Source organism: Pseudomonas sp. TS_SC_3 (assembly GCF_056156225.1).
In genome coordinates this window covers 3,809,247-3,835,170 of the sequence record NZ_CM149586.1, presented here as the reverse complement: position 1 = coordinate 3,835,170, position 25,924 = coordinate 3,809,247, and the positions used below count along the sequence as shown (strand labels likewise).

The window sequence follows — 25,924 nt, the reverse complement described above, 5'->3', positions numbered from 1 at the left end:
TTACTGAGAAACGATCAGGCCGGTGAGCTGGTAACCCATCAAGAGGAAACCGGCGCTCATCATGGCGACGTTGGCGGTGTAGGCATGACGCCAAAAGCTGGCGGTGCGTCGCCAGTAGCCCATGACAATCAGAATGGCGCTCAAGGCCAGCAACTGACCGATTTCTACGCCGACATTAAAGGCAATCAGGTTGGTGATCAGGCCGTCTGCCGAGATCTCGTATTCCTGGATCTTGGTCGCCAGACCAAAGCCATGCAGCAAGCCGAAGATCAGCGTGGCCCCTTTGGTATTGGGCTGATAGCCAAACCAGCGCTTGAACGCGCCCAGGTTATCCAGCGCCTTGTACACCACCGAGAAGCCGATGATGGCGTCGATCACATAGGCGCTGATGCTGATTTCTGCCAGCACGCCGAACAGTAGCGTCACGGTGTGGCCCACGGCGAACAGCGTGACGTAGAGGCCTACGTCTTTCAGGCGGTAGAGAAAGAAGATCACCCCGAAGAGGAACAGCAGGTGGTCGTAGCCGGTGACCATGTGCTTGGCGCCCATGTAGATGAACGGCAGCACCATCACCCCGGAGCTTTCCTGGATGAAGCCCTTGTCGCCTTCGGCAACTGCGTGGGCCAGCGCGTCGGGCATGCCGAGAAACAGCAATGCCGCAAGCAGCAGCAACAGTAGTAGTAGCGCGCGATTTGGGCGCACGGCAGATGCGTCCATTGCGCCCATAGATAGCGAATGCATAGTGGTGTCCTAAATTTCGGTGGTCTTGGGCCGCAAGGCGGCCTGTGTCAGAGCACGAATGGAGAGCGTGGTGGTCGCTCGATCAGAAAGATCGGACGTGGGGGAAGGGAGTAACGAAGGGCTTCTATCGGCTGCGCACGCTCTGGCAGTGTGCCGATGTTTAGCAGCGTGGTCAGGTGCGGTGTTTCATGCACATGCTCGGCTGCAAGTGAGGAATGGTAGTGGTCAGCACACGCCGCGCAGACAAATGCGCCATCGCCGTGAGCATGCGAATGTGCGCCGCCGCTGCCATTCCAGGCTGACTGACTCGACCCCATGAAGAGCGCAGACGTGTGCCCGGCCCAAGCCAACAAAATGGCGAGAGCAAGGGCAACAATCACCATGGCGCTGATGGGCTTGCTGAGCATGTCGTGATTCTTTCAATGCTTAAGCGGTTATCTTTTCTGGAGGAGTCGCTGGTTTGACCACATCCCCCCCAGGGGGATAGCATGCGAGCGTAATTCATCGACGTACGAGACTCAAGGCATGGGCGATCACGAACACGGCCACCAGCACCAAAGTCATGGCGACATCATCAAAAGGTTGAAGCGTGCGGAGGGTCATCTGCGCAGCATCGTCACCATGATCGAAGACAGTAGAGCCTGCGTTGACATCGCTCAGCAACTGCATGCCGTAGAGAAAGCGGTCTGCCAAGCCAAGCGCGTGCTTATCCAAGACCATATCGACCACTGCCTTGAGCACACAGCCGAAGCACTTGCGATGGGCGAGCGCGTATCACTCGAAGATTTCAAGCAAATCACCAAGTATCTCTAGCCCCCTCTCATGCCGCGCTTCACCGAACAGCTATAACAGGAAGTTAGTCGGCTATTTCAGGCTAAGCCTCACCGTTTTGTATGCTGCCACGCTGCTGCCTATGCAGTCGGAGACAGTGCGCGTCGGGTTACTGCTGATCGACAGCCACGCAGACTAAACATACTGGTAAGCGCTTTGCCGTTTGCGAAGACAAGCCCGTGACGCTGAATCGCCCCTAGTTTCGTAGACACCTCCAGGCCTCATAATACGGCCCATTAGGAGGTGCCATGAGCAACCCGCGTTATCCCGAAGAATTCAAAATCGAAGCAGTCAAACAGGTGACCGAGCGAGGTCTGCCGGTGGCTGAGGTAGCTGCTCGTTTGGGCATGTCTACACACAGCCTGTATGCCTGGGTGAAGCGCTACAGCAAGCCCCAAGAGCAGCGAGCGCAAGAGGACGACCAGCAAGCTGAGCTACGTCGTCTGCGTGCTGAACTCAAGCGCGTGACCGAAGAGCGAGACATCCTAAAAAAGGCCGCCGCGTACTTTGCCAAGGAGTGCGGCTGAAGTACGCCTTCATCAATCAGCTATCCGCAGACTATTCGGTTCGTCGTCTGTGCCTGACTCTGAAAGTACATGCCAGCGGTTACTACGCCTGGCTGGCTGAACCGAAGTCAGCACGAGCCAAGGATGATCAACGTCTGCTTGGTCTGATCAAGCACTCGTGGCTAGAGAGCGGTGGTGTGTACGGCTACCGCAAAATCCATGACGATCTGCGTGAGCTTGGAGAACAGTGCGGAAGGCATCGCGTTGCTCGGCTAATGCGCCAGGAAGGGCTGCGTTCGCAGACGGGGTATCGGCGGCGTCCGGGACGTTATGGTGGCAAGCCACCAGTGGCCTCGCCGAATCATCTTGAGCGTCGATTCAATGTCACCGAACCCAACAAAGTCTGGGTCACGGACATAACATACATCCGCACCTATGAGGGCTGGTTGTATTTGGCGGTGGTGCTAGACCTGTTTTCGCGGCAGGTAATCGGTTGGTCAATGAAACCGCAGATGACCTGCGACCTGGCTATTGATGCCTTGCTGATGGCGGTTTGGCGACGCAAGCCAAAGCAGGAAGTGATGATTCACTCAGACCAGGGCAGCCAGTTCAGCAGCGGCGACTGGCAGAGTTTCCTGAAAGCCAACAACTTGCTTGGCAGCATGAGTCGACGTGGCAACTGCCATGACAACGCGGTAGCAGAAAGTTTTTTCCAGCTGCTGAAGCGGGAGCGGATCAGGCGGAAGATCTACAGCACCAGGCAGGATGCCAGAGCCGATGTGTTCGATTACATCGAGATGTTCTACAACCCAAAACGCCGGCATGGTTTCAACAACCAGCTGTCACCGGTAGAGTTTGAGAAGCGACATTTACTGAGCCTGGAAAGTGTCTAGGGAATCCGGGGCGATTCACGCCTCAGCAGGTTTATCATCGTTTCGCGCAGTGGCAGCGGCTCTGTTGAGTGCCGGTTGCTAGTGAGCCGCTTACCCAGTTAACCGATGCTTTGTGCGAACCCTTCTGGAGTTTTCTGTTGATCGTTACGATGGCCAACTACTCACTGCTGGCTACGCTGCCGCTTGGGTGGCTCGGATGAGCCCGCATGTACGCGACGCTAATCTGGATCTGATCAAGTGGCTGGCGATGCTGACCATGCTGCTGGATCACCTGCGCCATCTCTGGCCTGAAGCCCATTGGCTATTCATCATCGGACGTTTAGCTTTTCCGCTGTTCTGTATAGGCATCGCAGCCAACGTCGCGCGCTCAAAATCCGGTGCGCTGTACAGCGACGGCAACACGCGTTATCTGGGTTGGATGGTCGCCTTCGCGCTCATCTCGGAGCTGCCTTATCGCCTACTGTCCAGCGACAGCAGCACGCTCAACGTCATGCCTTCGCTGTTGCTCGGTCTGCTAATCGCATGGGGCGTGCACGGCTGTGCTGATGCAGGAACGCCTAATGTATGGGATTTTCGGTGCGCTGCTGCCGGCAGCATTGTTACTCGCGATACAGCGCCCTGGTATCGCGTGGCTATTACCTGCGGCACTTTGCATGCTGGCCAACAGCCGCAACCGCTGGTACGCAGAATGGGACTTGCAGCCCAAGACCCTGCTGATTCTGCTCACTGCATTCGCAGCCCCCCTACTCGGGCTATGGCTACTGCGTCGAGCGAGCTATTTCAAAATCTGGCCCGTCACTCGCTGGGGCTATTGGTTCTACCCCGGTCATCTAGCAGCGCTGCACCTGCTTCGCACGCTCGTCTAGTACAGGTTTCTCGACTTAACGTCCGCTAGATGTTTGAAGCGCAACGGCGCTCGTACTTGAGTAATCAAGTGCCCTGTCGACGCCCCACATTTGCATACGGCTTGACCACAAGTCACAGCGATCACCCATGGCTGAATGACCCCAATAAGCCATTCCGGTCATTCAGCCCAGCTCCGAGATAACCCGTGAGCAGTGTTAATTCCTAACCAACTGCTTAACGTGATGCGTGTGATCAGCAACCGTACAGGGAAGCGCCCCATATTGAGTGCGCGCCGCTAGGCAGTGGAGGCCGCTGGGAGCACTCTTTTGAGGATGTCGGCCAGCGTTACAACACCAAGCAAGCGATCAGCGCTCACGACTAACGCAAGCTGAACGCTCGATTTGCGCATGCGTGAAAGTGCTTCATAAACCGGTGTTTTCGCGTCCAGCACAAAAGCCTCTCGCGCAAGCTCGTGCGCAGGCCGAGTCTCCGACTCAAGCAAGGTATCGCGGACGTGAACCACCGAGGGTTGGATGCCCTCGGTGCCCAACACAAGAATGCGCAGGTGCCCGGACTCAATGGCCGCAGCGCGCACATCCGCCACCGTTGCATCGCGCGTAACGTGAACCAGTGCCTCACCCTCAACCAGCAGCGCTTCGACGGGCAACGTGCCGAGGTCGATCAAGCCTGAAATCTGCTGCTGCATCTGCGGCATCAGCGTGCCGACTTTCGCCGAATGCTCAACCAGCTGGCGGATGGTCTCAATATCCTGACCACCCACAGCAGCACTTTCGACGGGCTCAACACCTGAGGCCTTGACCAAGCGGTTAGCAATTCGATTGACCCAACTCAGCAGCGGACGCAGCGGCCAGATATAAATACGCGAGACGATGCCAATCGCCAGCGCCGATCTTTCCGGGTGGGCAATGGCCCAGGATTTGGGTGCCATTTCGCCGACAACCAGGTGCAGGAACGTCACCAGGAAAAGCGCGAAACCGAACGCAGCACCACCCGCAGCCCACTCCGGCATGCCCCACGCGGTGAACACCGGGCCGAGCCAAAAGTCGACGGCAGGTTTTGTCACCGCCCCCAGGGCAAAGGTACACAGGGTGATACCCAACTGAGCGCCGGCAAGCATGAGCGTCAAATCATTCATGCCACGCAGGGCAGCACGAGCGGACGAACTGTTAACAGCCAGCTCTTCTAGGCGGTGCCGGCGAGCACCGAGCAATGCGAACTCGATGACAACAAACAGGCCGCTTAAGGCGATGAGCGCGATTGTCGCAAGTGAGACTATCAGCGGATCATTCATTGGCCTTCCTCCGCCATAGGCACTTTGACCAGCCGCACGCGAACCTCAGTCGGTACGTGCCGCTCAATACGCAATACATCCACTTCGAGTCGATACCTCACCGGCTCGTCGGAGATCAGCTCGGCAGCATCAATAGGCAGGTCAACGGTGACCGTCTCGCCTTCCGCTGGCAGTGCACCAAGCTCAGCGATCAGCATGCCGGCCACCGTCTCAACATCAACGCGCGGCAGGTCGTGACCAATAATACGCCTAACCTCGTCCAGGTGAACGTCGCCCTCCATTGTCCAAGTGTTTTCACCCTCAGACACGACGGCATCGCCGCCTTCCGCATCATGCTCATCGGTAATCTCACCGACGATTTCCATGGCGAGATCTTCAATCGTGAGCACCCCGGCGAAACCGCCGTACTCATCGATGACGCAAGCTAGCTGGTTGGTTGTTTGCACCAACTGATCAAGCGCATCGGGCAGCAGCATCAATGTCGGCAGCACCTTGGCGGGGCGCATCAACGACGCAACGGTCTCACTCCCGTTCCCCAAGTCGAGACGCGCTAGCACGTCAGCCAGGTGAACAACGCCCACAGGGGCGTCATCGTCATCAATCACCGGGTAACGGGTGTGGGCACGGGCCATCAGCCCTCGCAGCTCTTCGAGTGTCGTATCGGGTTCCACCCAGTCCACTTGAGAACGGGGCACCATCGCGTGCTCAACGTTGCGTTGGGGGAAGTCGAGGATGCGATCCATCATGAGCGAAAGCTCACGTGGCAAGTCGCCACTGTCACGCGAGTCCGCGATGATGTGCGGCAGATCGGTCGCCGAAGCGCTCACATCGAGGTCATGAATCGGCTCGATACGCAGTAACTTCAGGAGCAAGTTAGCGGACTTGTCGAAGAAACTAATTAGCCAGCCAAAAGCCGACATATAAAAGAGCGTAGAGCGGGCAAGCCCGAGCGACAGCGGCTCTGGGTTAGCAATGGCAAGGTTCTTCGGATAAAGCTCACCGACGATCATTTGGATAATCGTCGCGGCAACCAGCGCCAGCCCGGTGCCGACGGCTACCCTGGCGTCAACCGGAATACCGGTTCCTGCGAGCAGAACGCCCAGTGACTCACCGACCAAAGGCTCTGCGACGTAACCCACAAGCAGGCCTGTGACGGTAATGCCCAGTTGGGCACCCGACAGCATAAAGCTTGTACGGTTCGTGACCGCTAATGCGCGCTTTGCCGATGGATCACCCGCAGCAGCCAATGCTGCAAGCCGGGTACGGTCAACCGCCATATAGGCGAATTCTTGCGCAACAAAATAGCCATTCACCGCGATGATCGCCAGGATGACCAGGATGCCAAGAAGAAGAGTAAGGATAGGTTCGATCATTTGGCGGCACGCCAAAACTGAGAATCAGGACGGCGGCTGAGTGTAGCGGGGCTGGGGTCCACGAAGGAGTCCATGCTGATAAGGGATCGAGAGAATACGGGCGTTTGCTCCGTGTCGTCTAGCCAGAGAACCTTTTCCGTTTATGAATACCAATTCCAATCGACCGATGGTTTAGAAACTGGAAAAGCGCGGCTGGCTGCATACCAGCACAACTGCAGAACAACGCCTGTTGCTACTCGACAACGACTGCAGGAGCGTTCAAGGCTACTTGTTCCGCCAACCAGTGCCACGGGAGGAATTCGAAGAACGCGGCCATTTTTACGCCGCGTCCACATGCCGGATCATGCGAATCCCTAAAACCGCTTGTGAAGGAACGTGCGGGGCTGTTCGGCATTTGCTCGCGTTATGTTTTAAAATCACCCGTTGCCGAAAGAACCGTCATGGCCATAGCCATGAAGGGCTTTCATCATTTCCAAATACGTGTGGTGAAGATGAACAAGCCTTTCATTTCGCTGTGCCCTGAAATTACTCGGGCACACGCGCTGACGCTGATGGATTGGTTGGAGGATGAGCGCGTTACCTGCTACCTCAGCGATTCGCGTCATGTCTCTCGCTCCATCGAGCAAGCCATTGATCGGACTCAATTGCCGATCCTGACCCATCTATTCAACCGGGGAGGCCGATTCTTCATGGCCTATGATCGGCATGACGCTCCGGTGGGCTTTGTCCGCCTCATCAAAACAGGCTCGAATTGCGAGATAGTCCTGGCCATCGGAGACAGCGCCAAATGGGGCCAAAACCTTGGTGCCCGCACGATCCGCGAAGGCATGAAACTGGCCTTCCTCGACATGCGGGCCGAGAAGCTCATCGCCAAGATCCACCCAGACAATGTGCGTTCACTTAAAGCTTTCTTGCGCAGCGGCTTTCTGCTTGAGAGCGAAACGCCGACATTGAAGGCATTTTCCATGACGGCGGGGCGCTATCTCAAGTGCTTGCGCGAAGGGGCTGTTGCCGACGCCACTGGGATCTACATCACTGAAATCGACAAGGCCAGGCTTGAGAGTCTGATCGCGCTTGAGCAAGGCCCAGCCGTTGTTGAACTCGAACATGAGCTTGAGCGAGCCATTGTCGTCAAGCCGCAGCAGGTGGCGCGCAATGTCGTCACGATGAACTCTAGAGCCCTGCTGCAGTTGGACGACGAAGAGATCGAAGTGGCGTTGGTCTACCCTGAAGACGCGGACAGCAGCGTCGGCAAGCATTCCGTGTGTTCCGACATCGGCGCCGCCATCCTGGGCTATCAGGAAGGTGACGCTATCGACTGGCGAATTTCTGATCGGACCCGCCGGATTGAGATCAGGAAAGTGCTTTACCAACCGGAGGCCGCGGGCGATTTCCACCTGTAATGGCGCCTTAAACTCAGTGTTCGTTTATCAGGCGCAAAGTCCGCAAAGGACAGGGCTGCGCTTGCTGAAACCCATGAACATTTTCGACATAGCCCACGATTCACATCATGGCGAACCGGCACTTTTACCGACTTACTGGGCCCGCTCACCTAGAGAGAAAAGCGTGTGGGTTAGCGCCGTCGATGCGGGGGCTTTTTATATTCATATTGTAAAAAGCTGGTAGCTTGCCGCGTCAGATTCAGCTTGAAACACTGCAGGATAAAACCTACCGACCGTTTCGCTTAAAGAGGTGTAGGCCCGTGCGCATTTTTATCACCGGCGGTGCCGGTTTTATCGGCTCCGCGCTGATTCGTCATTTGCTGAATAACACCGAGCATCAGGTGCTCAACTTCGACAAGCTGACCTATGCCGGCAACCTCGAGTCGTTGGCCGGTGTTGCCGATCATCCGAGTTACCGTTTTCTCCAGGCCGACATTGCCGACAGCACCGCTGTTAGCCAGGCGCTGACAGAATTTCAACCGGACGCGATCATGCACCTGGCGGCGGAGTCGCATGTGGATCGCTCCATCGACGGCCCGGCGGCGTTTATCCAGACCAATATCGTCGGCACCTATGCGCTGCTCGAAGCGACCCGCAGCTACTGGTCGCAGCTTGATCCAGCGCGCAAGGCAGCGTTTCGCTTTCATCATATTTCCACTGACGAGGTGTATGGCGATTTGCATGGCGTGAAGGACTTGTTCACCGAGACCACGCCTTACGCACCCAGCTCGCCCTACTCAGCGAGCAAGGCCGCGTCGGATCATCTGGTCCGCGCCTGGCAGCGCACCTATGGCCTGCCGGTGCTCATTACTAACTGCTCGAACAATTACGGCCCCTACCACTTCCCGGAAAAGCTGATTCCGCTGGTAATTCTCAATGCTCTGGATGGCAAGCCGCTACCGGTGTACGGCAATGGCCAACAAGTGCGTGACTGGCTGTATGTAGCAGATCATGCCCGCGCGCTGTTAAAGGTTGTGAGCGAAGGAAAAGTCGGCGAAACCTACAATATTGGCGGGCACAACGAGCAGAAGAACCTGTACGTAGTAGAAAGCATCTGCGCGCTACTGGATGAGCTGAACCCACGCCAGAGCGGCTCGTATAAACAGCAGATCAGCTTCGTCAGCGACCGCCCAGGCCATGACCTGCGCTACGCCATCGATGCCAGCAAGATCGAGCGCGAACTGGGCTGGAAACCTGAAGAAACCTTCACCAGCGGACTGCGCAAAACCGTGACGTGGTATCTGGCCAACCTCGACTGGTGTCGCCGCGTACAGGATGGCAGTTACCAACGCGAACGCCTCGGCGCACTTTAAGGAGCAGCATAATGAAAGGCATCATTCTCGCAGGCGGCTCCGGCAGTCGCCTGCACCCCATCACTCTGGGCGTGTCCAAGCAACTCCTGCCGATCTATGACAAGCCGATGATCTACTACCCGATCTCGGTGCTGATGCTCGCAGGCGTGCGTGAGATCCTAATCATTTCCACTCCGCAGGACTTGCCGAACTTTCGCAAGATGCTCGGTGATGGCTGCCAGTTTGGTGTGCGTTTCGACTACATCGAACAACCCTCACCCGATGGCCTGGCCCAGGCCTTTATCCTGGGCGAAGACTTTATTGGCACGGACTCGGTGTGCCTGATCCTCGGCGACAATATCTTCCACGGCCAACACTTCACCGAGAAACTTCTGCGCGCAGCTGCCGAACCGTCTGGCGCAACGGTCTTCGGTTACTGGGTCAATGATCCGCAACGTTTCGGCGTGGTCGAGTTCGATACCCAAGGCAAAGCCATCTCCATTGAGGAGAAGCCGACAGTTCCGAAATCCAGTTACGCAGTGACCGGCCTGTACTTCTACGACAACGATGTGATTGAGATCGCCAAAGCGGTCAAACCTTCACCGCGTGGCGAGCTGGAAATCACCGATGTTAACAATGCGTACCTGCAGCGCGGCGACTTGCGTGTCGAACGCTTTGGCCGTGGTTTTGCCTGGCTCGATACCGGTACCCATGACAGCCTGCTGGAAGCCTCGCAGTACGTACAAACCATCGAACACCGCCAGGGCCTGAAAGTCGCCTGCCTGGAAGAAATCGCCTACCAACAGGGCTGGATTGATCGCCAGCAATTACTCGCACAAGCCAAGGCCTTCGGCAAAACCGGCTATGGCCAGTACCTGTTTAAACTGGCCGAGGAATAAGCATGCGCGCTATTCGCACTGATCTACCCGGCGTGATCATCCTCGAACCTAAGGTGTTTGGTGATGAGCGCGGTTTTTTCTTCGAAAGCTTCAATGCCCGCCGCTTCGCCGAGGCCACCGGCCTGCAGCATGAGTTCGTTCAGGACAACCATTCACGCTCGCAGCGCGGCGTATTACGCGGTTTGCATTACCAGGTGCAGCAGGCGCAGGGCAAACTGGTGCGGGTCACCGCTGGTGAAGTCTATGACGTAGCCGTAGACCTGCGCCGTAGTTCGCCTACTTTCGGCCGCTGGGTCGGCATGCACCTGTCTGCGGAAAACAAACGCCAGTTGTGGGTGCCGGAAGGATTTGCCCATGGTTTTGTGGTGCTTAGCGAGTTCGCCGAGTTCCTCTACAAAACCACCGACTACTACACCCCCGAACATGAGCGTTGCATACGCTGGGATGACCCCACGCTGGCCATCGATTGGCCCCTGAAAGACGCGCCACAGCTATCGACTAAAGATCAAAATGGCCTGAACTTTGTCGATGCGCAGGTTTTCCCGTGAAGATCCTCGTGCTCGGCCAGCACGGCCAAGTCAGCCAAGAACTACAGCGTAGGCTTAGCGGCACAGACGAACTGACGATACTCGGCAGCGACCAGCTGGATCTCGCCAAACCCGAGCGAATTCGCCAACACGTCCTGGCGCAGCGTCCGGAGCTGATCATCAATGCCGCGGCGCACACTGCTGTGGATCAAGCCGAGAGCGAACCGGAACGGGCCTTCGCCATCAACGCCGCAGCGCCCGGCATCCTCGCCGAAACAGCCGCTGAGCTGGGCGCTCCGCTGATCCACTACTCCACCGATTACGTATTCGATGGCAACCACGCACAGCCTTACCGAGAAAGCGACGCCACTAACCCGCTGAGCGTATACGGGCGCAGCAAACTGGCCGGCGAGCAGGCGATTCAGGCCGTAGGCGGCATGCACTTGATTCTGCGTACCAGCTGGGTCTATTCGCAGCACGGCCGTAACTTTCTGCTGACCATGCAACGCCTGCTGCAGGAACGCGAAAGCCTTTCCATCGTGGCCGATCAGATCGGCGCACCCACCTGGGCGGGCACGATTGCGCAGACCACGGCGCAGCTGATTGAACAGTGGCGCTGCGACCGTTCCGGAGCGTGGGGCGTTTATCACCTCACGGCCCTCGGTGAAACCAGCTGGTTCGGTTTTGCGAGCGCCATTGCTGCGCACCTACAAAGCCAGGGCAAACGCGTAGCGACGCTGCAAGCGATCCCCAGCAGCGCCTACCCGACCCCAGCGCAGCGCCCGCTCAACTCGCGCCTGAACTGCGAGCGCTTACAGCAGGACTGGCAGGTGCAACTGCCAGACTGGCAAACCGCGCTGGATGAGTGCCTAAACCCCACCCGCTAAACACGAAACCGCTGAATCTGCTGCTGCAAACCGGTGGCCAGTTGCGCCAGATCGCGACTGGCTAACGAGCTCTGTTCCGCACCACTGACCACCTCACCAATGCTGTCATTGAGGCTGCTGATGTTTTGGCTGATCTCATTGGCCACTGCTGTCTGCTCCTCGGTGGCAGCAGAAATTTGCACATTGCCGTCGGCGATCCCCTCAATCGCATGCGCAATGTGGTTCAGCACTTCACCCGCCTCGCGGGCATGGCTGACGCTGTTCTGCGCCTGATCACGCGATAACTGCATGGCGCTCACCGCACTTCGGGCGCCCCCTTGCAACGCATCGATCATGCCGCGAATCGACTCGGTGGCTTTCTGCGTATTGCTGGCCAGGCTGCGCACCTCATCAGCCACCACCGCAAAGCCGCGACCCGCCTCACCGGCACGCGCCGCTTCGATAGCCGCATTAAGCGCCAGCAAGTTGGTCTGCTCGGCAATGCTCTGAATAACCCCCAGCACCTTGCTGATTTCATCGCTCTGGTTGTGCAGGGTGTCGATCACTTCGCCAGCTTTTTCCACCGACACGGATAGGCTCTGAATCGATTTGAGATTGGCCTGCACCAGCTCACTGCCCTGACGCGCCTCCTTGTTGGCGTCGGCTGCATTGCCGGCGGTGGACTGCGCATTACGCGCGACCTCTTGCACCGCCACACTCATCTGATGCACGGCAGTGGCGACCATATTGGTCTGGTCGCCCTGAGCGGTGGCGGCATGGCTGACTTGAGCACTGATCGCGCTCATTTCCTCGGATGCCGCCGCCAGCTGAGTGGCAGTGTCAGTGAGGTGGCGAATCAGCGCTTGCTGGTGCTCCAGCATGGTGTTGAAAGCCCGCGCCGTATCGGACACCTCATCACGGCCGCTGACATCGGCGCGCAAGGTCAGGTTGGATGACTGCTGCACCTCGCTGATCAAGCTGCGCAAACCGGCCAGCGGGCGAATGATCGACAGACCGATCAACACCGCCGCGACCAGCACAAGAATCAGCGCCACCGCACCGATCAGCAAAAAAGTATTACGGATCGCTTGATACTGCGCCGTGGTCTGAACATTGAGTTGCTCACCCTCACTCAACTGCAGGCTGATCAGGCCCTCTAGCTCACCGCCCAACGGGTCGAACGTGTCATACAACGTACGATTGAATGGTCCCGCCTCGGCTGCCAGCAACTGACCGTTACCCAACTGCCCGAGGTATTCGTCAGCCAGTTGCTGCACGCGTTGTAGATGCGGCTTGGCACGCTCAACCCGATTGCTCTCATCCGCGCTAAGGCGTGTCGCAATGTACTTGGCCCACGCGTTGTCACCACTGCTGCGGGCGTCGCTAAAGGCCTTGCGCAGCGCAGGCTCATCGATCACGCCAGCGCGGTATTTGTGCAGCGCATCAACCATGGCCACCGCGTAGGCATCGGAAACCGTCTTGAGCTGGCTAATCGGCCGCATGCGGTCATTAAATAGCTCATCGAAACTGTGGTTAATTTTGCTGGCGTTGGACAACGCCATGCCGATGACTGCAATCAGTACCAACAGCGGCACCACTGCCAAAAGCAGTAAGCGCGCTTTTACCGTCAATTGAGCCAGCATTGGGATATCTCCGGACTAAAGCGCAGACGTCCCTGCAAGGCGCAAGCGGGACGGCACCATTACTCCAGGGTGATGCCGGGAGTTTCAGTATTGACCCACATTGGCAAGCTTGCCCACTTATTGCATAACCGCCACTCTGAACCTATCGCCCTGCCCGAGTACGCGCATGTCTACCCCCCTGCCTCACCCTCGCCGCCCACGCTGGCGCAGCCTGGCGATACTTGCCCTGCTGCTGACACCGCTGCTGTGGCCGCTGCAACAGCTGGCCGAGCGTTATTACAGTGGCGTACTGGTCGAGCAAAACCGCCAAACCCTTGATCTCTACGTGGCCAACCTGCTCGGCATCTTGCGCCGTTACGAGGTGCTGCCGCCGATTCTCGGTGACCTGCCGGCCCTGCGCCTGGTGCTGCAGCAACCCGGCGAGCCCAGCGCGCGGCACAGCGCCAACCGCCTGCTGGAACAGGTCAGCGAGCAAACGGGGGCAGATGTGATTTACCTGATGGACCCCGACGGCAACACCCTGGCAGCCTCCAACTGGGAGCAAGACGACTCCTTCGTTGACCGTAACTTCGCCTTTCGCCCCTATTTTCGCGAAGCCATCGCCGGCCGGCCTGGGCGCTTCTTCGGCTTGGGCACCACCTCGGGCAAGCGTGGCTACTACTTTGCCGCCGCCGTGCGCGATGGCGAGCGCAACCTTGGCGCACTGGTGGTGAAGGTTGACTTCGACCACACCGAAACGTTGTGGGGCAACACCCCAGAACAACTGCTGGTGACTGACGCCAACGGCGTGGTGATCCTCACCTCCAACAGCCAATGGCGGTTTACCGCCAGCCGTCCGCTGGACACCGCCGAGCGCGCCGCCATTGCCGCCAACCTGCCCTACCCGACACAAGCGCCGCCGCCAATTAAACTGGATGCGCAGAACTGGATTCGTCAGGACCGGGAAATGAAAGAGACCGGCTGGACGGTGAGCATCCTTGCCCCGCGCAGCCTGCTCGACCGCCCTGTGCGCACCGCCCTGGTCGCCGGCGGCGGCATGCTGCTGCTGCTGATGCTGCTGCTCAGCCTGTTGATGCAGCGCCGCCGTCATTACCTGGAGCGCATTGCCCTCGACACCCAAGCCCGTCAACAGCTGGAACTCAGGGTGCAAGAGCGCACCCAAGACCTGGAGCGGCTCAACAGCCGACTCAAGCAGGAAGTTCTTGAGCGCGAACAGGCGCAGCAGGAGCTGGTACAAGCGCAGGACGAACTGGTGCAGGCCAGCAAGCTCTCGGCCTTGGGCACCATGAGCGCGAGCATCAGCCATGAACTCAACCAACCGCTGGCAGCCATCCGCAGCTATGCCGACAACGCCTGCGTGCTGCTCGATCATCAGCGCAGCGAAGACGCCCGCGCCAACCTCAAGCTGATCAGCCAACTCACCGAGCGCATGGCCTCAATCATTGCGCACCTGCGCGCATTCGCCCGCCGTGACCGCCACGCCCCGGAAAGCGTGGCCCTGCAACCGGCCATTGATGATGCCCTGACACTGCTGGCCAAGCGCCGCCAGGCCATGCACGTTGAGCTGACCCGTGACCTACCGGGGGCGACGCTGTGGGTTCAGGCCGGGGAAACCCGCCTGCGCCAAGTGCTCGGTAACCTACTGGCCAACGCCCTCGACGCCTTAAGCGAAGTACCGCCGCCACGCCGCTTGTGGCTGAGCGCCGAGGTCACAGCCAATGGCGTCAACCTGTACCTGCGTGACAACGGCCCCGGTTTTAGCCAAGAAGCCGTGCAACGCGCCCGTGAACCCTTCTTCACCACCAAGACCAGCGCCCAGGGCCTTGGGCTCGGGCTGGCCATTTGCGATACCCTAATGCGCGCCCTGGGCGGCGAACTGCTGTTCGCCAACCACCCTGACGGCGGCGCCCTGTTAACCCTGCGCCTGTGCGCCGCGGACCAAGGCATCAAACCCCAGACGCCAGAGGACTTTGTCGTATGAGCATGATCGACTCTCGCACCCAGGTACTGCTGATCGACGACGACCCCCACCTGCGTCAGGCGCTGAGCCAAACCCTCGACCTGGCCGGCCTCAAAGTCAGCAGCCTGGCCGATGCCCATGGCGTCGCCGCGCGCATCGAGCGTGACTGGCCGGGCGTGGTGGTCAGCGATATCCGCATGCCGGGCATCGACGGCCTGCAATTGCTGCAGCAGTTACAGGAACAGGACCCAGAACTGCCGGTGCTGCTGATCACCGGCCACGGCGATGTGCCGCTGGCCGTGCAAGCCATGCGCGCCGGCGCTTATGACTTTCTGGAAAAACCCTTCGCCAGCGACGACCTGCTCGACAGCGTGCGCCGCGCCCTGGCCGTGCGCCGCCTGGTGCTGGATAACCGCAGCCTGCGCATGGCCCTGGCCGACCGCAATACGTTGTCGGCACGTTTAGTCGGCCAATCACCGGCGATGCTGCGCTTGCGTGAGCAGATCGGCGCCCTGGCCGGGATTAACAGCGATGTGCTGATCCTTGGCGAAACGGGTGCCGGCAAGGAAGTGGTGGCGCGTGCGCTACACGACCTGTCAAGCCGACGCGACGGCCCCTTTGTGGCAATCAACACCGGCGCCCTGGCCGAATCGGTGGTGGAAAGCGAGCTGTTCGGCCATGAACAAGGCGCCTTTACCGGCGCGCAAAAGCGCCGCATCGGCAAGTTCGAATTCGCCAATGGCGGCACGTTGTTTCTTGATGAAATCGAAAGCATGAGCCTGGAAGTCCAGGTCAAACTGCTGCGCCTGCTGCAAGAGCGGGTGGTTGAGCGCCTCGGTGGCAACCAGCTGATCCCCCTGGATATCCGGGTGATCGCGGCGACCAAGGAAGACCTGCGCCAAGCCGCCGACCAGGGACGCTTCCGCGCCGACCTGTATTACCGCCTAAACGTTGCACCGCTGCGCATCCCCGCTCTACGCGAGCGCGACGATGATGTTCTGCTGCTGTTCCAGCACTTTGCTGCCGCCGCCAGCAGCCGCTACGCATTGCCCGAGCGTCACCTGCAGCCTGGCCAGCGCGCGGCCTTGCTGCGCCACGCCTGGCCAGGCAACGTACGCGAATTGCAAAACGCCGCCGAGCGTTTTGCCCTCGGCCTGGAACTGGACCTCGACCTGCAAACTCAGGCCCCCCCGGCCCTCGACGAAGAAGGCAACGGCGGTGGTCTGAATGCTCAGGTGGAAGCCTTCGAGCGCAGCCTGATCAGCGCCGAACTAAGCCGTCCGCACAGCTCACTGCGCAGCCTGGCCGAAGCCCTGGGTGTGCCGCGCAAAACCCTGCACGACAAACTGCGTAAACATGGGCTGAGCGTGGCAGACACTGGCGGAAGCTCGCCAGACAGCCCTGACTGACTGGCGGTTTTCCGCCAAAAACAGCGCACACCCCAGCAGCAGCGACCGCCCCAACCTACCGCCCAAAGCCGCCAGGCCCTGCTAACACTGGGTTACAGCGCGCTAAAAGCCAGCACACCAGAGCCTGGCATGGCGGTTGCTCTAGCCTTGCCCAGGCGACTCACCCACGCACAACGCCAGGCTATTGCTGCCCAGCCCCGTCATTTTCTGACAGGCCGCCTAGACTTGAGCGTGTTCGCCCGACTTGCCGCGCTGCGGCGCATCACGTGATACAAAAACAAGAGGAAAGACTCCATGTTCAAACTGACTGCCAAGGCGCTCGCATGCGCCCTGTCGCTGAGCATCGCCGGTATGGCCCACGCGGCCGATCCGATCGTGATCAAATTCTCCCACGTGGTCGCCGACCACACCCCTAAAGGTCAGGGTGCCGCGCTGTTCAAGAAGCTCGCCGAAGAGCGTCTGGGCGACAAGATCAAGGTTGAGGTTTACCCGAACTCCTCACTGTTCGGTGATGGCAAGGAAATGGAAGCGCTGTTGCTCGGTGACGTGCAGCTGATCGCCCCATCGCTGGCCAAGTTCGAGCATTACACCAAGCAAATCCAGATTTTCGACCTACCGTTCCTGTTCAACGACATGGCCGCCGTTGACCGCTTCCAGCTGAGCCCGGAAGGTCAGGCGCTGCTGAAATCCATGGAAGAGAAAAACATCACCGGCCTGGCCTACTGGCACAACGGCCTCAAGCAGCTGTCCGCCAACAAGGCGCTGCGTGAGCCGAAAGACGCCCGCGGCCTGAAATTCCGCGTACAGGCTTCTGCCGTACTGGAAGAGCAGTTCAAGGCTGTGCGCGCCAACCCGCGCAAAATGAGCTTCGCCGAGGTTTACCAAGGCCTGCAGACTGGCGTGGTCAACGGTGCCGAGAACCCCTACTCGAACATCTACAGCCAGAAGATGCATGAAGTGCAGAAGTTCATCACCGAATCCAACCACGGTGTTCTGGACTACATGCTGATCACCAACACCAAGTTCTGGAACGGCCTGCCTGCCGATGTTCGCAGCGAGCTGGACAAGATCATCGTGGAAGTGACCGCCGAAGTGAACAAGCAGGCTGACGCCCTCAACGAAGGCGACAAGCAGCGCATCCTCGAAGCCAAAACCACCGAGATCATTACCCTGACCCCAGAGCAGCGTAATGAATGGCGCGATGCCATGAAGCCGGTGTGGAGCAAGTTCGAAGCGGAAATCGGTGCCGACCTGATCAAGGCCGCTGACGCAGCCAACCAGTAAGGCGGAGCAGGCCGCGGCCTGCACCCAACTACAGCGCAGCCCTGCCGCTGCGCGATTGGCCGAATACCCAGGCAACCCTCGCAGGTAGCCTGGGTACGCCGCCCCTTAACCACTGGAGACTTTATCGATGAACGCCTTGCGGCGCGTCTGGGAGCACTTCGAAGAAGGCTTTATCGCCTTTCTGCTGGCTGCCATGACGCTGATCACGTTCGTCTACGTGATCCTCAACAACTTCTACACCCTGTTCTATTGGCTGGGTGACTACTTCGGTGGCAACGAGGCCCTGCTCGCCATTGGCGACTTCATCCTCGAACTCGCCCAAGCGATGACTTGGAGCAACGCCCTGACCAAGGCCTTGTTCGGCTGGTTAATCTTCTTCGGCCTGGCTTATGGCGTGCGCACCGCTGGGCATATCGGTGTCGATGCGCTGGTGAAGCTGGCCAGCAAACCCGTACAACGCCTGATTGGCATCATTGCCTGCCTGGCCTGCCTGGGCTACGCAGGGCTGATTGCCGTCGCCAGTTTCGACTGGGTACACACCCTATTCAATGCCGGTATCGGCGCGGAAGACCTCGGCCACTTCGGGATTATGCAGTGGCACATCACCCTAATCGTACCGTTCGGCTACGCCATGGTATTTGTCCGCTTCTTTGAAATCTTCGTCCGTATTCTGCGCAACCAGCAGACCGGCCTAGGCCTGGCTGATGAAGCGGCCGACGCGCTGAAGATCAACGAACACGAGGAGCGTAAGTAATGACCATTTTGTTCCTCTTTATTCTGCTGTTCCTGCTGATGTTTATCGGCGTGCCGATTGCCGCCTCGCTGGGCCTGGCCGGCTCGGTGACCATCATGCTGTTCAGCCCGGATTCGGTGCGCTCGCTGGCGATTAAGCTGTTCGAAACCTCTGAGCACTACACCCTGCTGGCCATTCCATTCTTCTTGCTGTCCGGTGCGTTTATGACCACTGGCGGCGTGGCCAAGCGCCTGATCGATTTTGCCAACGCCTGCGTCGGCCATATCCGTGGTGGTCTGGCGATTTCGGCGGTGTTGGCGTGCATGCTGTTCGCCGCGCTGTCCGGCTCATCCCCTGCTACCGTCGCCGCCGTTGGCTCGATTGCCATCGCTGGCATGGTGCGCTCGGGTTATCCGCAGGCGTTCGGCGCCGGCATCGTCTGTAACGCCGGCACCCTGGGCATCCTGATTCCACCGTCGATCGTGATGGTGGTCTACGCCGCCGCAACCGAGCAGTCAGTGGGCAAGCTGTTTATGGCCGGCGTGATACCAGGCCTGATGCTGGGCGTGGCGCTGATGGTGGCGATCTATATCGTCGCCCGGAAGATGAACCTGCCGGCCATGCCGCGCGCCACCTTCCGCGAGTTCATCAGCGCTGCCCGCAAAGCCGTGTGGGGCCTGTTGCTGATGGTGATCATCCTCGGCGGCATCTACACCGGCATGTTCACCCCGACTGAAGCGGCCGCTGTGGCGGCGGTCTATGCCGGCTTCGTCGCGCTGTTCGTGTACAAGGACCTGACGATCCGCGAGTGCCCGAAGGTGCTGCTGGATTCCGGCAAGCTGACCATCATGCTGATGTTCATCATCGCCAACGCCATGCTCTTCGCCCACGTGCTGACCACTGAGCAGATCCCGCAAACGATCACCGCATGGGTAATCGAGATGGGCCTGCAGCCTTGGCAGTTCCTGTTGGTGGTGAACATCGTGCTGCTGGTGGCCGGCGCCTTTATGGAACCGTCTGCGATCATCCTGATCCTCGCGCCGATCCTGTTCCCGATTGCCGTGCAGCTGGGCATCGACCCGATCCACCTGGGCATCATCATGGTGGTGAACATGGAAATCGGACTGATCACCCCGCCCGTGGGGCTCAACCTGTTTGTCACCTCAGCGGTGACCGGCATGCCGCTCACCGCCGTGGTCAAGGCCGCCTGGCCGTGGCTGATGCTGCTGCTTGGCTTCCTGATGGTCATCACCTACGTGCCGGCCGTTTCCATGGCGCTGCCGAACTGGCTGGGCATGACCTGATAGCGACTCTGCGTGTATTGACCTGCACACAGTTAGCCCGGCCTTAGCGCCGGGCTTTTTTGCATGTGGATTTATAGGGTGAGTTGGCCGCGCACCACCATTGCCAGCCAGTACGCCACACGGGACGCGGCGTGACCCCACCCTAGGCGTAAGGCCCATCACTGGGTTAGACCGTTAAACCCGCGCCAACTCTGGCAGGTCACCGGACAAGCCTAACGCCTGACGCACGAACAGCGCCTTGGCTTCAGGCAGGCTATTGACCCAATTCAACCCGCTGTTACGCAGCAAACGCAGCGGCAATGGGTCGGCCTGGAACAAGCGCTCAAAACCCTCCATGGCCGCCATCATCGCCAGGTTGTGCGGCATACGCCGGCGCTCGTAACGGCTGAGCACCTTGGCATCACTCAGGCGCTCACCGCGTTGCGCGGCGTGCAGCAACACCTCAGCCAATACCGCGACATCAAGAAAACCCAGGTTGACGCCCTGCCCGGCCAGCGGATGGATGCTGTGGGCGGCATCGCCGATCAGCGCCAGGCCGTCTTCGACATAACGCTTGGCGTGGCGCTGACGCAGTGGAATGCACAAGCGCGCATCCGCGTGCAGCACCTCGCCCAAGCGATGCTCGAAGGCAAAGCCCAGGGCGCGGCAGAACCCGGCATCGTCCAACGCCATCAACCGCTCAGCCTCCGTGGGCGTGGTGGACCAAACAATCGAGCACCAGTACTCGCCCGCCGGGCCGGCCAGCGGCAGAAAGGCCAACGGGCCATCGTCGGTAAAGCGCTGCCAAGCGGTGGCCTGGTGCGGCTGGCTGCAACGCACACTGGTGACAATGGCGTGGTGCAGATAATCCCATTCGCGGGTGGCGCAACCGGCCAAGCGCCGCACCGCCGAGTTGGCCCCGTCGGCGGCAATCAGCAGCGGTGCACGCAGCTCACGACCGTCATTCAAGCTCAGTAACCAGCCATCACCGGAGCGGCGCAGCTGTTCGACTCGGGCATTGGCCAGCAAGCCAACCGAACTGTCGTGCAGGCGTTCGAGCAGCGCATCCTGCACCACGCGGTTCTCAACGATGTGGCCTAGCGACTCAGCATGCACGCTGGCCGCACTGAAATGAATCTGCCCGGTGCCGGAGCCATCCCACACCTGCATCTCGCCATAGGGACAGGCGCGCCGCGCGGCGATGCCGTCCCACACGCCAAGGCGGTCAAGAATGCGCTGGCTGGCAACTGACAATGCACTAACTCGCGGTTCGAAGGCGACTTGCGGGTCAAAGGGTTTGACGCTCAGCGGACCGCCATCGACCAGCAGAATTTCCAGCCCCTGATCCTGCAGGGCCAGCGCCAGGGCGCTGCCCACCATGCCTGCGCCAACAATGATCAGATCCGCTTGCATCACATATTCCTTGTTCAGGCTGCCTGCCGAGCGCGCGGTTTCAACCGCACATAAAGCGTTTTGTGCACCCGCGCCACCAGCGTGCCACTGCCATCGCGCACTTCTACGTGCAACTCTGGGTGGTATTTTTCACCCTCTGCCGTGTGCTGGCGAATGTCGCTGAGCAGTTGCTCGTCGATGCTGAAATCGGCGTACACCGGGCCTTTACCCGGGGCGATAAAGTCGATGCGCGCGGCCTTATCCCAGACGATAAATTCACGCCCGAGGTTTTCCATGATCATCAGCATGAAGAACGGGTCGGTCATCGAATACAGGCTGCCGCCGAACTGGGTGCCCACATAGTTGCGGTTATACCAGCCCAGACCCATCTTGACCTGCACCTGGCGGAAGTCCGCGCTGATCTGCCGCACCCGCACGCCAGCACCCAGATAGGGCGGATACAGGTTCATCGCCCAGCGCAGCAGCCGCGCCTTGCGCGCCAATTTTTTAGCCGACATACCTCAGTGCTCCGCGCGCGTGCCCAGGCCCATGGCCTGGCGCGCAAACCAGCGTTTCGCTGGAGGCAATAGATCCAGGCCGAGCAGGCCAAGATTACGCCCAGCAGCCAACAGCGGCTGGCCGGTGCTGAACAGCCGGGTGACTTGGTCGGAAAAGCCGACGGTCAACTGCTGGTCCAGCTGCTGACTACTCAGATAACGCTGCAAGGTCGCCAGATCGCCCAATGGCGTGCGACTGGCCAGCAGGGTTTCGGCCAGCACCGCTGTATCGCGCAGGGATAAGTTGTAGCCCTGCCCAGCAATCGGATGCAGGCTATGGGCGGCATTGCCGAGCACCACCAGATGCTGGCGCACCTGCTCCTTGGCGGAGGTCAGCGCCAGCGGATAAAGATGTCGCGCACCGACCTGATGTAGGCTGCCCAAGCGATAGCCGAAGGCCAGCTGCAGCTCGGCGAGAAACGCCGCATCATCCAGTGCCGATAAGCGTTCGGCTTCCAGGGTGGCGCGAGTCCAAACCAGCGCGCAACGATTGTCCCCCAGCGGCAACATGGCCATCGGCCCTTCTTCGGTGAAGCGCTCGAAAGCCAGACCGTTGTGCGCCTCCTGCGGGCTGACGTTAGCAATCAGTGCGCTCTGGCCATAAGGCAGGCTGCTGACGGCAATACCCAGTTGCTCGCGCAAACCGGAGCGGCCGCCCTCGGCGAGAATCGCCAGGTTGCATTCAAGCTCACTGCCATCGTCCAGGCTCAAGCGGTAGCCATCGGCCAGGGCCTGCATGCGCATCACTTGCGCCGGGCTGCGCCAGCTCACCACTTGCTGGTCCAGCGCGTGCCACAGGCACTCGCCAAGCCAGGCGTTTTCCACCACATAACCGAGCGCCGGTACGCCTTCATCTTCGGCGCTTAGGCGCGCAGCGGCGAAACGGCCACGGTCGGAGACATGAATCTGCTTGATCGACTCGGCGCGCTGGCTAATTGATTGCCACAGGCCGAGACGCTGATAAATCTGCTGCGAACCAAACGACAGCGCAGTCGAACGTGCGTCGTAGCTAGGCTGATAACCGTTGCCCGGGGTGAACGGCTCGATCAGGCAAATGCGCCAGCCGCGCTGCTTGGCTTCGGCCTGCAAGGCCACGGCCAAGCTGGCACCGACCAGGCCGCCGCCGATAATTGCGATGTCGACGCGTGACATGCTCTACGCAGCCACGCTGCGCGCGGCAGTCATCAACGCTTCGATCTCGGCGACGGTTTTTGGTACGCCGCTGGTGAGAATCTCGCAACCGGTCTTGGTCACCACCACGTCGTCCTCAATGCGCACACCAATGCCGCGCCACTTCTTGGCCACGTCCTGATTGTCTACGGCGATGTAGATACCCGGTTCAACGGTCATGGCCATGCCCACTTCCAGCTCGCGCCATTCGCCGCCGACCTTGTACTCGCCAACGTCGTGCACATCCATGCCCAGCCAGTGGCCGGCGCGGTGCATATAGAAAGGCTTGTAAGCCTCAGTGGCGATCAGCTCGGCCACATCACCCTGCAGCAGACCGAGCTCCACCAAGCCAGCAGTGATGACTTGCACCGTGGCTTCATGGGCCTGATTCCAGTGTTTACCTGGGCCGATTTCCTTGAACGCAGCTTCCTGGGAAGCCAGCACCAGCTCGTAGATGGCCTTCTGTTCGGGGGAGAATTTGCCGCTAACCGGAAAGGTGCGGGTGATGTCACTGGCGTAGCAGTCGATTTCACAGCCGGCGTCGATCAACACCAAGTCGCCGTCTTTGAGCAGCGCGTCGTTCTCGCGGTAATGCAGGATGCAGGCATTCTTGCCCGCCGCGACGATGCTGCCGTAGGCCGGCATCTTCGCACCGCCCTTGCGGAACTCGTAATCCAGCTCGGCTTCCAGGTGGTACTCGAACAACCCGGCGCGGCTGGCCTGCATGGCGCGCACATGGGCGCGGCTGGAGATGTCCGCCGCTTCCTTCATGACTTTGACTTCGGCCGCCGACTTGTATAAGCGCAGGTCATGCAGCAAGTGTTCAAGGGTGACGAACTCATTGGGCGGCGTGGCGCCTTGGCGCGCCTTGGAGCGGATCACGTTGATCCACTCCATCAGCTGGCGGTCGAACTCATGGTTAGTGCCCATGGAGGAATAAACCCGGTCACGGCCCTCGATCAGCCCCGGCAGGATGTCGTCGATGTCACCAATCGGGAAGGCGTCATCGGCGCCGTACTGGCTGATTGCTCCGTCCTGGCCGGCGCGCAGGCCGTCCCACAGCTCACGCAGTGGATCACGCTCGCGGCAGAACAAGACGTACTCGCCATGCTCGCGCCCCGGAATCAGCGCGATTACCGCCTCCGGCTCGGGGAAGCCAGAGAGGTACTGGAAGTCGCTGTCCTGACGGTAGATATGCTCAACATCGCGGTTGCGGATATACACCGGCGCCGCCGGCAGAATCGCAATGCTGTTGGGTTCCATCTGCGCCATCAGCGCCTTGCGCCGACGGGCGTATTCCGACTTGGGGATGCTGATCATGGGCAGATTGAGTCCACTTCTGGTTACCTGAAAACAGGTGACATGAAAATCAATGCAGCGACGGTTTGGCCGCAGCAACCACTGGCTTGGCGCACTCGCTGAACAGCAGCAGCGGCGCCACGCGCAGGTACTCCATCACTTCCATGTAATCGTTCTCGCCATCATCGGATTCCTCCAGAGCATTTTGCACCTGGGCAATGGCCGAGAGGTCCTGCAGCACTTCCATGGCTTCGGCGCTCAGGGCGCTGTCGCGGGCGGTCAAACCGAAGCCGCCGAGGAAGCCTTGGCACCATTGTCCCAGAGCGACAGCGCGCTCGCTAAGCGGCGCATCGTCGCTAGGCAATAACAGCACCACGGTGACATCGTTGCTGGTCAGCTCATTTTTGACCATTTCCTGCAGGCCGATCAGCGCTTGGCGCACGGTATCTTCCGGCGCGCTGCCGAGCAGCTCGGCGGCATCCACCAGCCAGGAGTCGATCTCAAAGCCTGCACCCGCGCAGCTGCGGCCAAGCAACAGGCCATGCAATTCGGCAGGGGAAACAGTGTGGCCGCTGCTGGTAAGTAGCGCGGCAAAAGCGGAATACGGCGAATTTGAAGTTGGCATAGATAACTAGGCGCAAAGCTGCGCAATCACTAGAATGGAGGCCCTGTATCCTAGCACCGGCAAGCGTACCAAGACTATGCGAGCGGCTCGACGGAGCACGCATCCGTCCGCACGAACCATGGCGAGAATAAACGCGCCCTACACCGCCGGTGAAACACATCAACCCCTGGCGTGCCCATCTGCCCCACACTGGCAACCGTGTAACCACAGCACCGCGTATCACCCGGCATTGTTGAAGGTGCCACTAAGACGCTATTTTTCACCTGCCAGCCCACTCACCCAGTACGAGTAGAGAACCATGGAAGACGTCGACCTGCAGGCTCTTGCGACCAAGTTGGACTTGCTGATCCAGCGTGTCGAGCAGCTTAAGGTGCAAAACCGACACCTTCTGGCGAGCGAAAAAGCCTGGCGCGAAGAGCGTGCCCATCTAATCGAAAAGAACGAAATGGCCCGGCATAAGGTCGAATCCATGATTTCACGCCTTAAAGCCCTGGAGCAGGATTAATGACCCAGCCAACTACCTTGACCGTCCAAATTCTCGACAAAGAATATTGCATCGCCTGCCCGACCGATGAACGCAGCAATCTGGAGAGCGCCGCGCGCTACCTCGATGGCAAGATGCGGGATATCCGCGCAAGCGGCAAAGTGATCGGTGCCGACCGCGTAGCCGTGATGGCCGCGCTGAACATCGCCCACGACCTGCTACACAAACAGCAACGCCACGATCAGCAGGCTTCAAGCAACCGTGAACAGATGCGCACCCTACTTGAGCGCGCTAACAGCGCGTTAGCCAAAGACAACGATGAGCAAGGCAGCTGATTGCGCGCCGGCAGTTTCGGGTATACTGGCCACCGCTCCCTGGAGTGTGCGCCAGTTGGTGATGTCCCTGAGCCGATTCGCACAACCCCGGAGGTTGCACGTTGAGACCGGTGTGCATGTCCGCTTGACGGAAAGCCTTAACGTCTCCTGCAACATCCACCTTGAACTTTCGGGTTCAAGGGCTAAGCCGACAGCGGCACGTCGGGGAGTCTTTTTTTCCAG

At 59.7% G+C, this 25,924-nt stretch carries 23 protein-coding genes, 1 other RNA gene and 3 pseudogenes; 16 read left to right on the top strand and 11 right to left on the bottom strand.

What is annotated here, in order from left to right; translation table 11 throughout:
• Both AC0J6G_RS18040 and AC0J6G_RS18035 read right to left on the bottom strand, forming a co-directional pair.
• On the bottom strand, positions 1-741 hold the full coding sequence (locus AC0J6G_RS18040; RefSeq protein ID WP_475250109.1) for a HupE/UreJ family protein: 741 nt from the start codon (positions 739-741) through the stop codon (positions 1-3).
• A 47-nt stretch (positions 742-788) separates the two neighbouring features.
• A complete protein-coding gene (locus AC0J6G_RS18035; RefSeq protein WP_475250107.1) occupies positions 789-1,148 on the bottom strand; it encodes a hypothetical protein in 360 nt (119 codons plus the stop codon).
• Between the two features lie 118 nt (positions 1,149-1,266).
• Between AC0J6G_RS18035 and AC0J6G_RS18030 the strand changes: the two genes are divergently transcribed.
• The 3 genes and pseudogenes from AC0J6G_RS18030 to AC0J6G_RS18020 all read left to right on the top strand — a co-directional run bounded on the left by AC0J6G_RS18030 (position 1,267) and on the right by AC0J6G_RS18020 (position 3,837).
• The gene (locus AC0J6G_RS18030; protein WP_475250105.1) at positions 1,267-1,554 is read left to right on the top strand and encodes a metal-sensing transcriptional repressor; all 288 of its coding nucleotides are present in this window, start codon (positions 1,267-1,269) and stop codon (positions 1,552-1,554) included.
• Positions 1,555-1,820: 266 nt separating this feature from the next.
• A protein-coding gene (locus tag AC0J6G_RS18025) for an IS3 family transposase (protein WP_475249676.1) occupies positions 1,821-2,971 on the top strand; the annotation gives its coding sequence in 2 pieces (ribosomal slippage) (positions 1,821-2,064 and positions 2,064-2,971; 1,152 coding nt in all).
• Positions 2,972-3,167: 196 nt separating this feature from the next.
• Positions 3,168-3,837, top strand: a pseudogene (locus tag AC0J6G_RS18020) (TraX family protein).
• A gap of 275 nt (positions 3,838-4,112) precedes the next feature.
• On the opposite strand, the gene AC0J6G_RS18015 reads toward AC0J6G_RS18020, so the two are convergent.
• Both AC0J6G_RS18015 and AC0J6G_RS18010 read right to left on the bottom strand, forming a co-directional pair.
• Positions 4,113-5,129, bottom strand: coding sequence for a CNNM domain-containing protein (locus AC0J6G_RS18015; protein ID WP_475250103.1), 1,017 nt, complete (start codon positions 5,127-5,129; stop codon positions 4,113-4,115).
• Positions 5,126-6,502, bottom strand: coding sequence for a hemolysin family protein (locus AC0J6G_RS18010; RefSeq protein ID WP_475250101.1), 1,377 nt, complete (start codon positions 6,500-6,502; stop codon positions 5,126-5,128). Before AC0J6G_RS18010 ends, AC0J6G_RS18015 begins: the two co-directional genes overlap by 4 nt.
• Before the next feature lie 440 nt (positions 6,503-6,942).
• On the opposite strand from AC0J6G_RS18010, the gene AC0J6G_RS18005 reads away from it, so the two are divergent.
• The 5 genes from AC0J6G_RS18005 to rfbD all read left to right on the top strand — a co-directional run bounded on the left by AC0J6G_RS18005 (position 6,943) and on the right by rfbD (position 11,549).
• Positions 6,943-7,905 (top strand): bifunctional GNAT family N-acetyltransferase/nucleoside diphosphate kinase regulator, encoded by a 963-nt coding sequence (locus AC0J6G_RS18005; protein WP_475250099.1) that lies wholly within the window; start codon positions 6,943-6,945, stop codon positions 7,903-7,905.
• A gap of 299 nt (positions 7,906-8,204) precedes the next feature.
• Positions 8,205-9,257, top strand: coding sequence for a dTDP-glucose 4,6-dehydratase (gene rfbB / locus AC0J6G_RS18000; RefSeq protein WP_475250097.1), 1,053 nt, complete (start codon positions 8,205-8,207; stop codon positions 9,255-9,257).
• A gap of 11 nt (positions 9,258-9,268) precedes the next feature.
• The gene (gene rfbA, locus AC0J6G_RS17995; RefSeq protein ID WP_475250095.1) at positions 9,269-10,135 is read left to right on the top strand and encodes a glucose-1-phosphate thymidylyltransferase RfbA; all 867 of its coding nucleotides are present in this window, start codon (positions 9,269-9,271) and stop codon (positions 10,133-10,135) included.
• 2 nt (positions 10,136-10,137) lie between these two features.
• Positions 10,138-10,683, top strand: a complete 546-nt coding sequence (rfbC, locus tag AC0J6G_RS17990; protein ID WP_475250093.1) for a dTDP-4-dehydrorhamnose 3,5-epimerase — start codon at positions 10,138-10,140, stop codon at positions 10,681-10,683.
• A complete protein-coding gene (gene rfbD / locus AC0J6G_RS17985) occupies positions 10,680-11,549 on the top strand; it encodes a dTDP-4-dehydrorhamnose reductase (RefSeq protein WP_475250091.1) in 870 nt (289 codons plus the stop codon). The genes rfbC and rfbD overlap by 4 nt, the downstream gene beginning before the upstream one ends.
• Here the strand turns inward: rfbD and AC0J6G_RS17980 are convergent.
• Both AC0J6G_RS17980 and AC0J6G_RS17975 read right to left on the bottom strand, forming a co-directional pair.
• Positions 11,546-12,139 (bottom strand): annotated as a pseudogene (locus AC0J6G_RS17980) (methyl-accepting chemotaxis protein); the annotation flags it as partial. The gene rfbD and the pseudogene AC0J6G_RS17980 sit on opposite strands and share 4 nt — an antisense overlap.
• A gap of 270 nt (positions 12,140-12,409) precedes the next feature.
• Positions 12,410-13,171 (bottom strand): annotated as a pseudogene (locus tag AC0J6G_RS17975) (MCP four helix bundle domain-containing protein); the annotation flags it as partial.
• Positions 13,172-13,337: 166 nt separating this feature from the next.
• Between AC0J6G_RS17975 and AC0J6G_RS17970 the strand changes: the two are divergent.
• The 5 genes from AC0J6G_RS17970 (at position 13,338) to dctM (ending at position 19,861) form a co-directional block, all read left to right on the top strand.
• On the top strand, positions 13,338-15,152 hold the full coding sequence (locus tag AC0J6G_RS17970) for a sensor histidine kinase (protein ID WP_475250089.1): 1,815 nt from the start codon (positions 13,338-13,340) through the stop codon (positions 15,150-15,152).
• On the top strand, positions 15,149-16,540 hold the full coding sequence (locus AC0J6G_RS17965) for a sigma-54-dependent transcriptional regulator (RefSeq protein WP_475250087.1): 1,392 nt from the start codon (positions 15,149-15,151) through the stop codon (positions 16,538-16,540). The genes AC0J6G_RS17970 and AC0J6G_RS17965 overlap by 4 nt, the downstream gene beginning before the upstream one ends.
• 294 nt (positions 16,541-16,834) lie before the next feature.
• Complete coding sequence (gene dctP, locus AC0J6G_RS17960; protein ID WP_475250085.1) at positions 16,835-17,824, top strand: C4-dicarboxylate TRAP substrate-binding protein DctP; 990 nt, start codon at positions 16,835-16,837, stop codon at positions 17,822-17,824.
• A 127-nt stretch (positions 17,825-17,951) separates the two neighbouring features.
• Positions 17,952-18,578 (top strand): TRAP transporter small permease, encoded by a 627-nt coding sequence (locus AC0J6G_RS17955; protein WP_475250083.1) that lies wholly within the window; start codon positions 17,952-17,954, stop codon positions 18,576-18,578.
• Positions 18,578-19,861 (top strand): C4-dicarboxylate TRAP transporter large permease protein DctM, encoded by a 1,284-nt coding sequence (dctM, locus tag AC0J6G_RS17950; protein ID WP_475250081.1) that lies wholly within the window; start codon positions 18,578-18,580, stop codon positions 19,859-19,861. The genes AC0J6G_RS17955 and dctM overlap by 1 nt, the downstream gene beginning before the upstream one ends.
• Before the next feature lie 174 nt (positions 19,862-20,035).
• Here the strand turns inward: dctM and AC0J6G_RS17945 are convergent, their stop codons facing one another.
• The 5 genes from AC0J6G_RS17945 to AC0J6G_RS17925 are packed head-to-tail and all read right to left on the bottom strand — an operon-like array spanning position 20,036 to position 24,883.
• The gene (locus AC0J6G_RS17945; protein ID WP_475250079.1) at positions 20,036-21,253 is read right to left on the bottom strand and encodes a 2-octaprenyl-3-methyl-6-methoxy-1,4-benzoquinol hydroxylase; all 1,218 of its coding nucleotides are present in this window, start codon (positions 21,251-21,253) and stop codon (positions 20,036-20,038) included.
• A gap of 14 nt (positions 21,254-21,267) precedes the next feature.
• On the bottom strand, positions 21,268-21,750 hold the full coding sequence (locus tag AC0J6G_RS17940; RefSeq protein WP_475250077.1) for a DUF4442 domain-containing protein: 483 nt from the start codon (positions 21,748-21,750) through the stop codon (positions 21,268-21,270).
• A 3-nt stretch (positions 21,751-21,753) separates the two neighbouring features.
• On the bottom strand, positions 21,754-22,941 hold the full coding sequence (ubiH, locus tag AC0J6G_RS17935; protein ID WP_475250075.1) for a 2-octaprenyl-6-methoxyphenyl hydroxylase: 1,188 nt from the start codon (positions 22,939-22,941) through the stop codon (positions 21,754-21,756).
• A 3-nt stretch (positions 22,942-22,944) separates the two neighbouring features.
• Positions 22,945-24,279, bottom strand: coding sequence for a Xaa-Pro aminopeptidase (pepP, locus tag AC0J6G_RS17930; RefSeq protein ID WP_475250073.1), 1,335 nt, complete (start codon positions 24,277-24,279; stop codon positions 22,945-22,947).
• A gap of 49 nt (positions 24,280-24,328) precedes the next feature.
• Positions 24,329-24,883 (bottom strand): YecA/YgfB family protein, encoded by a 555-nt coding sequence (locus AC0J6G_RS17925; protein WP_475250071.1) that lies wholly within the window; start codon positions 24,881-24,883, stop codon positions 24,329-24,331.
• Positions 24,884-25,181: 298 nt separating this feature from the next.
• Here AC0J6G_RS17925 and AC0J6G_RS17920 point away from each other — a divergent pair, with 298 nt between their 5' ends.
• The 3 genes from AC0J6G_RS17920 (at position 25,182) to ssrS (ending at position 25,914) form a co-directional block, all read left to right on the top strand.
• Positions 25,182-25,388 (top strand): TIGR02449 family protein, encoded by a 207-nt coding sequence (locus tag AC0J6G_RS17920; protein ID WP_475250069.1) that lies wholly within the window; start codon positions 25,182-25,184, stop codon positions 25,386-25,388.
• On the top strand, positions 25,388-25,702 hold the full coding sequence (locus tag AC0J6G_RS17915) for a cell division protein ZapA (protein ID WP_475250067.1): 315 nt from the start codon (positions 25,388-25,390) through the stop codon (positions 25,700-25,702). The genes AC0J6G_RS17920 and AC0J6G_RS17915 overlap by 1 nt, the downstream gene beginning before the upstream one ends.
• A gap of 33 nt (positions 25,703-25,735) precedes the next feature.
• Positions 25,736-25,914: non-coding RNA, 6S RNA (gene ssrS / locus AC0J6G_RS17910), on the top strand.
• Positions 25,915-25,924: the final 10 nt, after the last annotated feature.